This is a genomic window from Nocardioides sp. GCM10030259 (genome assembly GCF_042666375.1).
GTDB lineage: Bacteria > Actinomycetota > Actinomycetes > Propionibacteriales > Nocardioidaceae > Nocardioides.
Genome location: NZ_JBHTDF010000020.1, coordinates 1 through 14,396 on the forward strand (window position 1 = coordinate 1; position 14,396 = coordinate 14,396).

General features: G+C 72.0%; 13 protein-coding genes and 1 rRNA gene. 6 read left to right on the forward strand and 8 right to left on the reverse strand.

Annotation, left to right across the window (positions count from 1 at the left end; translation table 11 throughout):
- From rrf to ACFQQI_RS17405, 4 genes are all read left to right on the forward strand, one after another.
- Positions 1-78, forward strand: a 5S ribosomal RNA gene (rrf, locus tag ACFQQI_RS17390); the annotation flags it as partial.
- A gap of 52 nt (positions 79-130) precedes the next feature.
- Positions 131-1,108 (forward strand): tetratricopeptide repeat protein, encoded by a 978-nt coding sequence (locus tag ACFQQI_RS17395; protein ID WP_378566245.1) that lies wholly within the window; start codon positions 131-133, stop codon positions 1,106-1,108.
- Between the two features lie 57 nt (positions 1,109-1,165).
- On the forward strand, positions 1,166-1,966 hold the full coding sequence (locus ACFQQI_RS17400; RefSeq protein WP_378566248.1) for a PP2C family protein-serine/threonine phosphatase: 801 nt from the start codon (positions 1,166-1,168) through the stop codon (positions 1,964-1,966).
- Positions 1,967-2,121: 155 nt separating this feature from the next.
- A complete protein-coding gene (locus ACFQQI_RS17405; RefSeq protein WP_378566251.1) occupies positions 2,122-2,652 on the forward strand; it encodes a DUF3145 domain-containing protein in 531 nt (176 codons plus the stop codon).
- Here ACFQQI_RS17405 and ACFQQI_RS17410 read toward each other — a convergent pair whose 3' ends face one another.
- From ACFQQI_RS17410 to ACFQQI_RS17440, 7 genes are all read right to left on the reverse strand, one after another.
- Positions 2,653-3,108, reverse strand: a complete 456-nt coding sequence (locus tag ACFQQI_RS17410) for a hypothetical protein (protein ID WP_378566254.1) — start codon at positions 3,106-3,108, stop codon at positions 2,653-2,655. It abuts the gene before it with no gap.
- A gap of 104 nt (positions 3,109-3,212) precedes the next feature.
- Positions 3,213-4,643 (reverse strand): acyl-CoA carboxylase subunit beta, encoded by a 1,431-nt coding sequence (locus ACFQQI_RS17415; RefSeq protein WP_378566257.1) that lies wholly within the window; start codon positions 4,641-4,643, stop codon positions 3,213-3,215.
- 1 nt (position 4,644) lies between these two features.
- Positions 4,645-5,898 carry a beta-ketoacyl-[acyl-carrier-protein] synthase family protein gene (locus ACFQQI_RS17420; RefSeq protein ID WP_378566260.1) on the reverse strand — a complete coding sequence of 418 codons (1,254 nt, stop codon included), beginning with the start codon at positions 5,896-5,898 and terminating at the stop codon, positions 4,645-4,647.
- Positions 5,899-5,932: 34 nt separating this feature from the next.
- Positions 5,933-6,181, reverse strand: coding sequence for an acyl carrier protein (locus ACFQQI_RS17425; RefSeq protein WP_378566614.1), 249 nt, complete (start codon positions 6,179-6,181; stop codon positions 5,933-5,935).
- A 64-nt stretch (positions 6,182-6,245) separates the two neighbouring features.
- A complete protein-coding gene (locus ACFQQI_RS17430) occupies positions 6,246-7,256 on the reverse strand; it encodes a beta-ketoacyl-ACP synthase III (protein ID WP_378566263.1) in 1,011 nt (336 codons plus the stop codon).
- Positions 7,256-8,440: an acyltransferase domain-containing protein gene (locus ACFQQI_RS17435; RefSeq protein ID WP_378566266.1), complete on the reverse strand. Its 1,185-nt coding sequence runs from the start codon at positions 8,438-8,440 to the stop codon at positions 7,256-7,258. The genes ACFQQI_RS17430 and ACFQQI_RS17435 overlap by 1 nt, the downstream gene beginning before the upstream one ends.
- 104 nt (positions 8,441-8,544) lie before the next feature.
- Positions 8,545-9,735 carry a PucR family transcriptional regulator gene (locus ACFQQI_RS17440; RefSeq protein ID WP_378566269.1) on the reverse strand — a complete coding sequence of 397 codons (1,191 nt, stop codon included), beginning with the start codon at positions 9,733-9,735 and terminating at the stop codon, positions 8,545-8,547.
- A 162-nt stretch (positions 9,736-9,897) separates the two neighbouring features.
- Here ACFQQI_RS17440 and ACFQQI_RS17445 point away from each other — a divergent pair, with 162 nt between their 5' ends.
- Positions 9,898-10,806: an alpha/beta fold hydrolase gene (locus ACFQQI_RS17445; RefSeq protein WP_378566272.1), complete on the forward strand. Its 909-nt coding sequence runs from the start codon at positions 9,898-9,900 to the stop codon at positions 10,804-10,806.
- 166 nt (positions 10,807-10,972) lie between these two features.
- Here the strand turns inward: ACFQQI_RS17445 and aceE are convergent, their stop codons facing one another.
- Positions 10,973-13,780, reverse strand: a complete 2,808-nt coding sequence (gene aceE, locus ACFQQI_RS17450) for a pyruvate dehydrogenase (acetyl-transferring), homodimeric type (protein WP_378566277.1) — start codon at positions 13,778-13,780, stop codon at positions 10,973-10,975.
- A 169-nt stretch (positions 13,781-13,949) separates the two neighbouring features.
- Here aceE and ACFQQI_RS17455 point away from each other — a divergent pair, with 169 nt between their 5' ends.
- The gene (locus ACFQQI_RS17455) at positions 13,950-14,390 is read left to right on the forward strand and encodes a DUF3052 domain-containing protein (protein ID WP_378566279.1); all 441 of its coding nucleotides are present in this window, start codon (positions 13,950-13,952) and stop codon (positions 14,388-14,390) included.
- Positions 14,391-14,396 lie beyond the last annotated feature (6 nt).

Below are 14,396 nucleotides of genomic sequence, written 5' to 3' on the forward strand. Positions count from 1 at the left end.
CCGAACCCGGAAGTTAAGCCTTTCAGCGCCGATGGTACTGCAACCGAGAGGCTGTGGGAGAGTAGGACGCCGCCGGACATACACTCAAGTAGAGGCCACCGTAAGGTGGCCTCTACTCATTTCTGCACCTTTGAGCCTCGAGAACCAGGAGCACACAGTCGTGGCCGAGCAGCGTCGTAGCCAGCGCCCATCGGGCGGCAAGCCCACGGGAGGCAAGCCCGCGGCCGGACGCTCGGGCAAGCCCGGGCAGAAGCGTGGCCCGTCGGCGAAGTCCGCCGAGCGGTCCGCGCGCTGGAGTCCGGACGACCGCAAGGGATCGGGAGCCGGCAAGGACGCGCGCCGCGGCGGGAAGCCCGCTGGCCCGCAGAAGGGCGCGCGGCGCGGCCCCGGCAAGCCGGCCGAGAAGCCCGCGCGGACGGCGGAGCAGGCGACGTACGACGGCCCGGAGCTGCCCGAGGGCATCACCGGCGGCGAGCTCGACCGGTCGGTGTCGGCACAGCTCAAGGGCCTGCCCGAGAAGCTCGCGGCACGGGTGGCGCGCCACCTGGCCGCCGCCGGGCTGCTCATCGACCAGGACCCGGAGCTGGCCTACCAGCACGCGCTCGCCGCGCGGGCGCGTGCGCCGCGGATCGCCGTGGTGCGGGAGGCGACGGGCGAGGCGGCGTACGCCGCGGGCCACTACGCCGAGGCGCTCGCCGAGCTGCGGGCCGCCAAGCGGATGAACGGCGCGACGGCGTACCTGCCGATCATGGCTGACTGCCACCGGGCGCTCGGGAAGCCGCAGGACGCGCTGAAGCTGGCGAAGAGCCCCGGCGTCGCAAACTTCTCGGCCGAGGCGAAGGCTGAGATGACGATCGTCGAGGCCGGCGCCCGGCGCGACCTCGGACAGCTGGACGCCGCGCTGCGCACGCTCGAGCTCTCGCCGCTCCAGTCGAAGAGCCGCGGCGCGTGGGTGGTGCGGCTGCGCTACGCGTACGCCGACACGCTCGAGGCGGCCGGTCGCGAGCAGGATGCGCTCGCGTGGTTCCACCGCACGCACGCGATCGACTCGGACGAGATCACCGACGCCGCTGAGCGCGCGGAGGCGCTCGAGAAGCGGCTCGACTAGGTTTTCGCCGTGACGCCCGGGGCAGGATCGCAGCATTCTCGGGCGAGGAGGCGATCGATGCTGCGTTTCTCCGGCGCAGGCGTCAGCGATGTGGGGCGGGTCCGTCCCCACAACGAGGACGCCGCGTTCCTCGGGCCGTACGTCGCGATCGTGGCCGACGGCGTCGGCGGTGCCGCGGCCGGAGAGGTGGCATCGGCGACCTCGGCGTACGTCGTCGCCGCGACGGCGTTGGCTCACTTCGGCGAGGACCCCGGCCAGGTGCTGGTGCGGGGCGTCGAGGAGGCGCACGCGAGCGTCCGGGCGGGCGTGGTCGCCGACCCGGAGCGCACCGGGATGGCCACGACGCTGACCGCGGTCGCCACCGACGGCTACCGGGCGGTCCTCGCGCACGTCGGGGACAGCCGGGCCTACCTGCTGCGCGACGGAGACCTGCGCCAGCTGTCGCGCGACCACACCTATGTCCAGCATCTCGTCGACTCGGGCCAGCTCGACGCCGACGCGCGCGCCGGCCACCCGTGGAGCAACGTCGTGCTGCGCTCGCTCGACGGCGGTCCGGAGTCCAGCCTCGATCTCACCGAGCTGGACCTGCAGGTCGGCGACCGCCTCCTGCTCTGCAGCGACGGCCTCACGGACCTGGTCCCGGAGCTGGAGATCGCGGAGGCCCTCAAGGGGTTGGCGGACCCGCACGCCGCCGCGTCGATCCTCGTGCACGCGGCGAACACCGCCGGCGGCAGGGACAACGTGACCTGCCTGGTGCTCGACGTCGAGATCGGACCGCTGGTGATCGGGGACGGCACCGTCCTCGGCGCGCTCGCGGACCCGACGAACATCGTGGACCCCGCGTCGGTGCACGCCTGACGGGCGCGGCGCGACACGGGGCGCCTCACGCGGCAACGCTGGCGTTCTCAGGCCCCATTTGCCACAATGGGTCCCACAACTACACGCGTGTCACTCACGCCTCAAGACATCTTCGGTGAGACCGCTGGGGAAGGCGCATCTCGCGCTGGAGATGAATGGAGGTCACGGTGACCGCACGCACTGCTATCCGCACCGCGACGAGGGGCGTCCTGTACGTCCACTCAGCGCCGTCAGCGCTGTGCCCTCACATCGAGTGGGCCGTCGGCGGTGTCCTCGGCGTGCCCGTGAGCCTGGACTGGACCCCCCAGCCGGCCCAGCCGGGCGCGTACCGCGCCGAGCTCTCGTGGGCCGGGGCGACCGGCGCCGCGGCGGCCGTGGCGTCGGCACTACGCGGCTGGAACCACCTCCGGTTCGAGATCACCGAGGAGCCGACGGCGTCCTCGGAGGGCGCTCGCTACTCCTACACGCCCGAGCTCGGCATCTTCCACGCCGTCACCGGCCTGCACGGCGACATCATGATCCCTGAGGACCGGCTCAAGGCAGCGGTCGTCAAGGCCGCCCTCGGCGACACCACGCTGCTCGTCGAGATCGACAAGCTGCTCGGCAAGCCGTGGGACGACGAGCTGGAGACGTTCCGGCACGCCGGCGACGGCGCGCCGGTGCGCTGGCTGCACCAGGTGGTCTGACTAGCGCTTCCGCTTCAGGCGGAAGTGGGAGGGCTCGAACCACGTGACGTGCTCGCCCTCGTCGTCGTACCAGGCGAGCTTGGCCTTGATGGTGAAGCGGCCGGGCCGCGCGGTGTGGCGGCAGAACCGGAACGTGCTGTGGCCGGTGGCGGCGTCGGCATCGGAGAGGAACATCCCGGCCGCGACGCCCTCACCGGTGCGGTCGGTCAGGAACGTCTCGAGCAGCCACTCCTGCGTCGGTGGGGTGGCGGTGTACTTGTACGCGTAGTTGCGGCACCCCTTGCGCAGCACCCCGTCGGGCGCGTCGGTGTTGCCGTACGAGTCGCGCGTGCGGGGCGGCTCCGACTCCGGGGCGGGCTCCGGCTCCGGCTGCCCCAGCAGCAGGCCGAGCAGCGGGCTGAGCGGCCCCAGGATCGGGTCGGCAGGGGAGGGTTGCGGCTCCGCGTGGGCCGGCACACCAGCGAGAACCCCGGTGGTGACGCCGGCAGCCGCGAGGCATGCGACGAGACGTGTGACCGTGGCCATACGGGTCCAACGCGGCTCCCCGCGGGCCGTTACGGCTACAGCGGGATGTTGCCGTGCGCCCCGCGGCGTACGCCGACCGTCTGTACGGCGTCCTCGATGGCCCGCGCGATCGCCGATCGCGTGCGGGTGGGCTCGACGACCTCGTCGACCACCCCGATCTCGACCGCCTTGTCGACGCCGCCGGCGATCCGCTCGTGCTCGGCGGCGAGCTCGGCCTCGACCTGCGGGCGGATGTCGGGTGCGACCTCCGCCAGCCGACGCCGGTGCAGGATCCGGATCGCGGCGACGGCGCCCATGACCGCCACCTCCGCGCCCGGCCAGGCGAAGACCCTGGTCGCGCCGAGCGATCGGGCGTTCATGGCGATGTAGGCGCCGCCGTACGTCTTGCGGGTCACCAGGGTGACCCGCGGGACGACGCACTCGCCGAACGCGTGCAGCAGCTTCGCGCCGCGGCGCACGACGCCGTCCCACTCCTGGCCGACGCCCGGGAGGTAGCCGGGCACGTCGACCACGACGACGAGGGGGACACCGAATGCGTCGCACATGCGCACGAAGCGGGAGGCCTTCTCGGCGGAGAGCGAGTCGAGGCACCCGCCGAGGCGCAGCGGGTTGTTGGCGACGACGCCGACCGTGCGACCGCCGAGGCGGCCGAGGGCGGTGACGATGTTGGGCGCCCAGCGGGCGTGCAGCTCCTGGGCGGTGCCCTCGTCGAGGATCGACTCGACGAGCGGGTGCACGTCGTAGGCGCGCTTCTTGGACTCGGGCAGCAGCGCCTCGAGGTCGCGGTCCTCGACCTCGTCGATCTTCATGCTGCCCTGGGCGCCGAGCAGGGACGCGACGCCGCGGGCGCGGTCGAGCGCCTCCCGCTCGGACTCGGCCAGGATGTGCACGACGCCGGAGCGGCGTCCGTGCGGCTCCGGGCCGCCGAGGCGGAGCATGTCGACGTCCTCGCCGGTGACCGAGCGGACCACGTCGGGGCCGGTGACGAAGATCCGGCCCTCGGGGCCGAGGATGACGACGTCGGTGAGGGCCGGGCCGTACGCCGCGCCGCCGGCCGCGGGGCCGAGCACGACCGAGATCTGCGGGATCTTGCCGGAGGCCTGGGTCATGGCATGGAAGATCCGGCCGACCGCGTGCAGCGACAGCACGCCCTCGGCGAGGCGTGCGCCGCCCGAGTGCCAGAGGCCGATGATCGGCACGCCGTCGGTCATCGCGCGGTGGTAGGCGTCGACGACGACGCGGCAGCCCTGGTCGCCCATCGCGCCGCCCATGACGGTCGCGTCGGAGCAGAACGCCACGACGTGCGTGCCGTAGACCGAGCCGACTGCGGCCAGCATGCCGGAGTCGTCGTCGGGGGTGATCAGCTCGAGCGTGCCCTCGTCGAAGAGTGCGGTGAGTCGGTGGACCGGGTTGCGGGGGTCCTCCTCGCGGGGGAGCTTCGCAGGCTTCGTCGCGGTCGCCGTCATGTCAGACCGATCCGAAGGCGACGGCGACGTTGGCGCCGCCGAACCCGAAGGAGTTGTTGAGGGCCGCGATGTCGCCGAGCGGGAGGTCGCGGGCCTTGGTCGCGATGTCGAGGTCGACCGCCGGGTCCTGGTTGTCCAGGTTGATCGTCGGTGGCGCGATGCGGTGGTGCAGTGCGAGCACCGTGGCGACCGCCTCGAGCGCGCCGGCTCCACCGAGCAGGTGCCCGGTCATCGACTTCGTGCTGGTCACGACCACGTCCGTGGCGTGGGCGCCGAGTGTCGCGTGGAGCATCAGGCCCTCGGCGATGTCGCCCTGCGGCGTCGACGTCGCGTGCGCGTTGACGTGGGCGATGTCGCCAGGGCTGATCTCCGCCTCGGCCAGTGCGCGCAGGATCGCGCGGGAGCCGCCGCGACCCTCGGGGTCGGGCTGGGCGATGTCGTGGGAGTCGGCGGTGATGCCGGCGCCCAGGACGGTCGCGTAGATCCGCGCGCCGCGTGCCTTGGCGTGCTCCTCGGACTCGAGCACCAGCACGCCGGCGCCCTCGCCGAGCACGAAGCCGTCGCGCGCCGTGTCCCACGGTCGGGAGACCGCGGTCGGGTCGCCGCCGGCCTCGCCGCTCGCGGTCTTCGACAGCGCCATCATGTTGGCGAAGGCCGCCATCGGGAGGGGGTGGATGGCGGCCTCGGTGCCACCGGCGAGCACGACGTCGGCCCGGCCGAGCCGGATCTGGTCGACCGCCAGGGCGATGCCCTCGTTGCCGGAGGCGCACGCCGAGACCGGCGTGTTGACCGCCGCGCGCGCTCCGACGTACAGGCTGATCTGCGCCGCGGGCGCGTTCGGCATCAGCATGGGCACCGCGAGCGGGGAGACCCGGCGCGGGCCCTTCTCCTTGAGCGCGTCGTAGTTGTCGAGCAGCGTGGTCACACCGCCGATGCCGGAGGCCATGGCGACGCCGAGCCGGTCCTTGTCCAGCTCGGCGTCGACCAGTCCTGCGTCGGCCCACGCTTCCATGGCCGCGACCATCGCGAACTGCGAGCTGCGGTCGAGGCGGCGTGCCTTGACCCGCTCGAGGATCTCGGTGGGCTCCACGGCGATGCGGCCGGCGATCTTGACCGGCATCTCCTCGGCCCAGTCGTCGGTCAGGTACCGGACGCCGGAGCGTCCGTTGACCAGGGCGTCCCAGGTCGTGGGAACGTCACCGCCGACGGGGGAGGTGACCCCGAGGCCGGTGACGACGACTCGCTTGGAAGACATGCTGCTCCTGAAGGGTGTGACGCGCAGGTGTGGCTCAGGCCTGGGCGCGCTCGATGAAGGCGACGGCGTCGCCCACGGTCTTGAGGTTCTTGACCTCGTCATCGGGGATCGAGACGCCGAACTTCTCCTCAGCGGCGACGACGACCTCGACCATGGACAGGGAGTCCACGTCCAGGTCGTCCACGAAGGACTTGTCCAGCTGGACGTCGTCGGCGTCGATGCCGGCGACCTCGTTGACGATCTCGGCGAGGTCGCCGCGGATCTCCTCGGTGGTGGCCATCAGGCTGGTCCCTTTCTTCGGGTTTCGGTGGGTGGTGCGGAAACTGTGGTCGGCGCCGGCGTGCGGGTCAGGGGACCCGGACGACCTGCGCGGCGTACGCGAGGCCGGCGCCGAACGCGATGAGCAGCGCGGTGTCGCCGCTGCGCGCGTCGCCCTCCTCGATCATCCGGTCGAGGGCGAGCGGGATCGAGGCTGCGGAGGTGTTGCCCTGCTCGGCGATGTCGCGCGCGATCCGGACTCGCTCGGGCAGCTTCATCGCGCGGGCCATCGCGTCGGTGATGCGCATGTTGGCCTGGTGGGGGACGAAGACGTCGAGGTCGTCGATGCCCACGCCGGCGCGGTCGAGCGCCTGCTGACCGATCTTCGCCATCGCGAAGGACGCCCAGCGGAAGACCGCGTTGCCCTGCATGATCAGGTGCGGCATCTCCGGCTTGTCGCTGGCGATGACGTCGCGCCAGTCCTCCTTCTGGCGGATCAGGTCGAACTGCTCGCCGTCGGAGCCCCAGACGACCGGCCCGATGCCCGGGGTGTCGCTCGGTCCGACGACGGCTGCTCCCGCGCCGTCGGCGAAGATGAACGCCGTGCCGCGGTCACCGACGTCGGTGAGGTCGGAGAGGCGCTCGACGCCGATCACCAGCACGTGGCCGGCCGAGCCGCCGCGCACCAGGTCGGCCGCGAGCGCGACGCCGTGGCAGAAGCCGGCGCAGGCGGCGGAGATGTCGAACGCCGCGGCCTGGTCGGTGCCGAGCTCGTGGGCGATCGCGGTCGCGACCGCGGGCGTCTGGAACATGTGGGTGACGGTCGCGACGATGACGCAGTCGATCTGCTTGGCATCGATCCCGGCGCGCTCGATGGCGGTGCGGGACGCGGCGACCGACATCATCTGGACGGTCTCCTCGGGCGCCGCCCAGCGGCGCTGCTTGATGCCCGAGCGCTGCTGGATCCACTCGTCGCTGGAGTCGATCGCCTCGATGACCTCGGCGTTGGGGATCACCCGGCTGGGCCGGTAGGAGCCGAGGCCGAGGATGGCGGCGTGGCGCGTGCCCTCGACCTGGGCGAGGGGGTTGGTACCGGCCATCACTGGCCTCCTTCGGGGTGCAGGCGGAGCAGGGGCTGGCCGGGGGAGACGAGGTCGCCGTCCTCGACGAGCCACTCGACGACCTGGCCGCCGTGGGTCGCGTGCACGCTGATCTCGTCACGGAGGCTCGACACGGCGCCGATGACCGAACCGGACGGCAGCAGCTCTGCCTCGGCCGCGGCCTCGTCGATGCGGAAGCTGCCCTTCGCCGGCGACACGACCATGCGCCAGGTCGGCGAGGTGTCGATCTCGGCGAACTCGCCGTGCTTGTCGCAGAACGCCCGCGCCTCGTCGAGCTGGTCCGGTGTCTTGAGCGCGAGGGTCTCCACGCCCTTGAGAGCCCTCTTGGCGATGCCGGTGAGGGTGCCGGCGGGCGGCATCTCGAGAATGCCCGTGACGCCGAGGTCGGCGAACGTGTCCATGCACAGGTCCCACCGGACCGGGCTGGCGATCTGGCCGACGATCCTGCGGAGCACGTCGCGGCCCTCGTGGACGACCTGTCCGTCCTTGTTGGACACGAACCTCGTGCGTGGGTCGTGCACCGACACCGACCGCGCCAGGGAGGCGAGGTGGCCGACGGCGGGCTCCATGTGCTGGGTGTGGAAGGCGCCGGCCACGCTGAGCGGCATCAGGCGGGCCTTCGCCGGCGGCTCCTCGGCGAACGCCGCGAGCTGCTCCGTCGTGCCGGCCGCGACGACCTGTCCGGGCCCGTTGTCGTTGGCGGCGGTGAGGCCGTGCTTGTCGATGGCCGCGAGCACCTCCTCGCGGTCGCCGCCGAGCACCGCGGTCATGCCGGTCGGCGTCGCCTCGGCCGCCTGCGCCATCGCCTTGCCGCGCTCGCGGACCAGGACCATCGCCTGCTCCGCGGTGATCACGCGGGCACCCGCGGCCGCGGTGAGCTCGCCCACCGAGTGGCCGGCGACCGCGCTCACCTTGCCGAACGCGTCGGTGGGGTGCGGGAAGATCCCGAGGGCGGCGACCAGCCCGGTCGCGACCAGCAGCGGCTGGGCGATCCGGGTGTCGCGGATGGTCTCGGCGTCCGCCTCGGTGCCGTAGTGGGCGAGGTCGAGGCCGGCCACGGTCGACAGCCAGTCGAAGCGCGAGGCGAAGGTCGGATCCTCCAACCAAGGCTTGAGGAATCCGGGGGTCTGGGCCCCCTGGCCGGGAGCGACGATCACGAGCACGTCTCCACTCTGCCGCGCCCGCGGTCCGGACCTCGCCTGCGGCCCGCACGAAATCGCCCCGCGATTCTTTGTGGGGTTCCTACAAATGTGCTTGGCGGGGCGTGCTAGTGGGTGCGGCCAGACAGGCGGCCCAGGACGAGGGCGATCTGCAGCGTCAGCGACTCGCGCGGGTCGGAGGGCGAGAAGCCGGTGAGGTCCGCGACCTGCCGCAGGCGGTAGCGCACCGTGTTGGGGTGCACGAAGAGCGCGCGGCCGGTCGCCTCGATCGACGAGCCTTCCTGGAAGTACGTCGAGAGCGTCTCGATCAGCGTGCCCCGGGCGTGGGCGAGGGGGAGGTAGATCTCCTCGACCAGGTGCCGCCGGGCGTGGCCGTCGCCGGCCAGGGCGCGCTCGGGCAGCAAGTCGTCGCTGCGGACCGGGCGCGGAGCGTCCGGCCAGCCCGGCGCCGCCCGGTGGGCGGCGAGCGCGGCGCGGGCGGAGACGTGCGCGGTGCCGAGCCCGTCGGTCACCGGTCCGACGACGACCGGTCCCGGCCCGAAGTGGTCCGCGACGACCGCGGCCGCGGCGCGTGCGTCCGTGACACCGCCGAGGACCACGACCAGGCGGTCGCCCTGCACCGCGCAGAGGGCGTCCATGCCGGCGGCCCGAGCGAGGCGGCGTACGTCGTCGAAGGTGTCGCGCTCGCGGCGCTCGGCGGTGACGCTGCCGAGCACGACGGCGACCTCGCCACGCCCGGCCCAGCCGAGCGCGCTCGCGCGCGAGAGCAGCGCCTCGTCGGGGTCGGACCGGAGCACGGCGTCGACGACCAGCGCCTCGAGCCGGGCGTCCCACGCGCCCCGGACCTCGGCGGCGCGGGCGTAGACCTCGGCGGTCGCGAACGCGACCTCCCGGGCGTAGCGCAGCACGGCCGCGCGCACGTCGGCGGCGTCCTCGGGGTCGAGCAGCTCCTCGACGTTCGCCTCGACCACCTCGATCGAGAGCCGCACCAGCGCGACGGTCTGCTGGAGGCTGATGACGCCGGCGAGGGCGCGCGGCGCGGCGCCGAAGACCGAGGCCACCATCTCCTCGCCGGCCGGGGCCGGCTTGTCCTCGGCGAGGCGGTACCAGTCGACGAACCCGCGGATGCCGGCCTGGACGATCGTCGACACCCACGACCGGTCCTCGGCACTCAGCGAGCGGAACCAGGCCATGTCCTGGTCCATGCGCGCCGTGGCGGCCGTGGCGAGCGCTCCCGTCGCCCGCTGGAGCGCCTCGACGGCCCGCTCGTGCGGAAACGCGGCGGGAGGGGTGGCCACGTCGCGAGGCTATTGCACGGGTGATCGTGATCAAAACGTTGGTATAGCCGGGGGTTCACGCGCTGGATACCCGGGTACGTCTGCTTCAATCGCCCTCTACGCCCGTAGTCGGGCGTCGAGGCATGGGGAGGCGCAGTGTCCGGCCGGTACGACGTGCAGTTCGTGACCATCCACGGTCACCGGCGCGCCTTCGTGAAGACCGGCAAGGGACCGGTCGTGCTGCTCCTGCACGGCCTCGCGTGCGACCACACCACGTGGGACGACGTGATCGGCCGCCTGAGCCGCCGGCACACCGTGATCGCGCCCGACCTGCTCGGGCACGGGCAGTCCGACAAGCCCCGCGCGGACTACAGCGTCGGCGGCTACGCCAACGGCATGCGCGACCTGCTGACCGTGCTCGGGATCGACAAGGCCACGGTCGTCGGGCACAGCTTCGGCGGCGGGGTCGCGATGCAGTTCGCCTACCAGTTCCCCGAGCGCACCGAGCGCCTGGTGATCGTCGCCTCCGGCGGCCTCGGCCCCGAGGTGCACCCGGGTATCCGCGCGATCACGACCCCCGGCTTCCACGAGGCCATGGGCGTCCTCACGCTCCCCGGCCTGCGCCACCTCGGCATCGCCGGCATGCGCACGCTCGCTGCCATCGGCCTCAAGCAGACCCGCGACTTCGGCGAGGCGGCGCGCATCTTCGACTCGTTCAAGGATCCCGCCACCCGGCACGCCACCCGGCACGTCGTACGCGCCGTCGTCGACTGGCGGGGCCAGATCGTCACGATGGCCGACCGCGCCTATCTCAGCGAGGCGATGCCGATGTGCGTGGTGTGGGGCCGCGACGACCGGGTGATCCCGGTCCGGCACGCCAACACGGCGGCGGAGCTGGCGCCGAACGCGCGGGTCGAGGTCATCCCCGGCGCGGGCCACTTCCCGCACCACGACGACCCCGAGCGGTTCTGCCAGGTCCTCGAGGAGTTCGTGCGGACCACCGAGCCGGCGACGTACTCCCGGGCGCGCTTCCGCGCCCTGCTCAAGAACGGCGGCCCGGTGCCGCTCGAAGCAGTGGGCGAGACGGCGTAGCGCCGCTGCGGTGGTCGAGCGTGTCGAGACCCCGGACGTGAACAGGGCGGTGACCGTGGTCACCGCCCTGTCCTGTCTCACCGGGTCTCGACACGCGGGTCGCGACTTCGCAAGCTCAGCCGCGCCGCTTGCTCGACCACCATCAAGGGGTTGACGCCTTCCTTCGTCAGGCGTCTCCCCCTTCCTGCTTGACTCCCGCGACAGCGGTCGGGTCGTCGATGCGGTACTTGGCGAACGCCTCCTCGACCTTGTCCCGCCCGATCTGGCCGGCGTCGGCGAGCGCCTGGAGCGCCTGGACCACGACCGACTGCGCGTCGATGTGGAAGAAGCGCCGGGCGGCCGGGCGGGTGTCGGCGAAGCCGAATCCGTCGGCACCGAGCACGCGGTAGTCGCCGGGCACCCAGCGCGCGATCTGCAGCGGTACGGCGCGCATGTAGTCGGACACCGCGACGACCGGACCCTCGATGGCCTGGAGCTTGTCCGCGACGTACGGCGTGCGCGGGGACTCGCCCGGGTGCAGCAGGTTCCACTGCTCGGCGGCGGCGCCGTCGCGGGCCAGCTCGTTCCACGACGTGACCGACCACGTGTCGGCGCGCACGCCCCACTCCTCGCGGAGCAGGCGCTGGGCCTCGTCGACCCACGGGAACGCCACGCCCGAGGCGAGCAGCTGGACCCGGGGGCCCTCGCCCTCGCCGGTCTGGACGTGGTGGATGCCCTTGAGGATGCCCTCGACGTCGACGCCGTCCGGCTCCGCGGGCTGCGCGACCGGCTCGTTGTAGACCGTCAGGTAGAAGATGACGTTCTCGCCGGTGCCGTCGGAGCCGCCCTCGCCGTACATGCGCTCGAGGCCGGACTGCATGATGTGGCTGATCTCGTAGGCGAACGCCGGGTCGTAGTGCACGATCGCCGGGTTCGTCGCCGCCAGCAGCGGGGAGTGGCCGTCGGCGTGCTGGAGGCCCTCGCCGGTCAGTGTGGTGCGACCGGCGGTGGCGCCCACGAGGAAGCCGCGCGCGAGCTGGTCGGCCATCGCCCAGATCGAGTCGCCGGTGCGCTGGAAGCCGAACATCGAGTAGAAGATGTAGAACGGGATCATGTGCTCGCCGTGCGTGGAGTACGCCGAGCCGGCGGCGGTCGCCGACGCCATGGCGCCGGCCTCGGAGATGCCCTCGTGGAGCATCTGGCCCTGCGCCGATTCCTTGTAGGAGAGCAACAACTTCCGGTCGACCGACTCGTACTGCTGTCCGCCCGGGTTGTAGACCTTCGCGCTCGGGAACATCGAGTCCATGCCGAACGTGCGGTACTCGTCGGGCGCGATCGGCACGATGCGCTTGCCGATCTCCGGGTCCTTCATCCAGTCCTTGAGCAGCCGGACCGCGGCCATCGTGGTGGCGATCTTGTGCTTGCCGCCGCCCTGCTTGAGCTCGGCGTACATGTCGTCGCCCGGCAGCGTCAGCGGCTTGGCGCGGACGACCCGTCGCGGCAGCGAGCCGCCGAGCTGCTTGCGCCGCTCCATCATGTACTGGATCTCGGGAGAGTCCGGGCCGGGGTGGAAGAACGGCGCCGCGCCGGTCTCCTCATAGGCCCGCTCGAGGTCGCGGTCGGAGATCGGCAGGTACAGGCGGTCCCGGAACTTCTTCAGGTCGTCCTGGGTCAGCTTCTTCATCTGGTGCGTGGCGTTCTTGCCCTCGAGGGCGTCGATCGTCCAGCCCTTGATGGTCTTGGCCAGGATCACCGTCGGCTGGCCGACGTGCTTGGTGGCGGCGTCGAACGCGGCGTACACCTTGCGGTAGTCGTGGCCGCCGCGCGGCAGCTTGCGGATCTGGTCGGCGGTCATGTGCTCGACCATCGAGCGCAGGCGCGGGTCGGTGCCGAAGAAGTGGTCGCGGATGTAGTCGCCGGTCTCGACCGAGTAGGTCTGGAACGCGCCGTCGGGGGTGGTGTTCATCCGGTTCACGAGGACGCCGTCGACGTCGCGGGCCAGCAGCTGGTCCCACTCGCGGCCCCACACGACCTTGATGACGTTCCAGCCGGCGCCGCGGAAGTTGGCCTCGAGCTCCTGGATGATCTTGCCGTTGCCGGTCACCGGGCCGTCGAGCTGCTGCAGGTTGCAGTTGATGACCCAGGTCAGGTTGTCGAGCTCCTCGCGGGCCGCGATCCGGATCGCGCCGAGCGACTCGGGCTCGGCCATCTCGCCGTCGCCGAGGAACGCCCACACGCGCTGTTCGCCGGTGCTCTTGATGCCGCGGTTGTGCAGGTAGCGGTTGAACCGCGCCTGGTAGATCGAGTTCAGGCCGGTGAGGCCCATCGACACCGTCGGGAACTCCCAGAAGTCCGGCATCAGGCGCGGGTGCGGGTACGACGAGAGGCCGGCGTGGGTGCCGTGCTGGACCTCCTGGCGGAACCGGTAGAGCTGCTCCTCGGTCAGGCGGCCCTCGAGGTACGCCCGGGAGTAGATGCCGGGGGAGGCGTGGCCCTGGATGTAGACCTGGTCGCCGCCGCCCGGGTGGTCCTTGCCGCGGAAGAAGTGGTTGAAGCCGACCTCGTAGAGGCTGGCGGAGGACTGGTACGTCGCGATGTGGCCGCCGACCTCGAGGCCCTTGCGGTTCGCGGACGACACCATGACGGCGGCGTTCCAGCGGATGAACGCCCGGATCCGGCGCTCGGTCTCCTCGTCACCGGGGAACCACGGCTCGCGCTCCGGCGGGATCGAGTTGATGTAGTCGGTGCTGCGCAGGGCGGGCACACCGACGCTCGACTCGCGAGCGCGCTCGAGCAGGCGCAACATGACGTAGCGCGCGCGTTCGCGGCCGCGCTCCTCGACGAGCGAGTTGAAGGAGTCGAGCCAGTCCTGGGTCTCGTCCGGGTCGATGTCGGGCAGCTGGGTGGGCAGGCCTTCGTGGATGACGGTCGGGATGGTGCCGCTCCGCTTGCTGTCCGTGCCCTGAGAAGAAGTGGGTAGTGCGTCTTCGGTCACCTGCTCATCGTTGCACGCGCTCCCATCGCGCGAAATTTACCCGCGGGTAGCGGACAGCGACCCGCTCGTTGTGGGGAACGGGTTGCGCCCCCGGAGGAACTCCGGTGGACTACTCCCCACCTTGACTGCCGCGGGCATCCCGCGGGAGAACGACTGAAGGAGGCGACCGTTGAGCTCGACCCCGGGTGGTGGGTCCACCCAGACAGACCACGCACATGGCCCAGCCGAGCGACTCGGGTTCAAGGCGGGCATGGTGGTCCAGGAGCTGGGGTGGGACACCGACACCGACGACGAGCTCCGGGTGGCGATCGAGGACCAGATCGACGCCGACCTCGTGGACTCCGACTACGGCAACGTCGTCGACGCCGTCCTGCTGTGGTGGCGTGACGAGGACGGCGACCTGGTCGACGGCCTCGTCGACGCGCTGACCGACCTGGTGGGCGGCGGCGCGATCTGGCTGCTGACGCCGAAGGTCGGCCGGCCCAACGCCGTCGACCCCGCCGACATCGCCGAGGCCGCGCCGATCGCCGGCCTCTCGCAGACCACCACCGCGTCGGTCAGCAAGGAGTGGTCCGCGACCCGCCTGGTCGCGCCCAAGACGCCTGCTTAGCCGTCC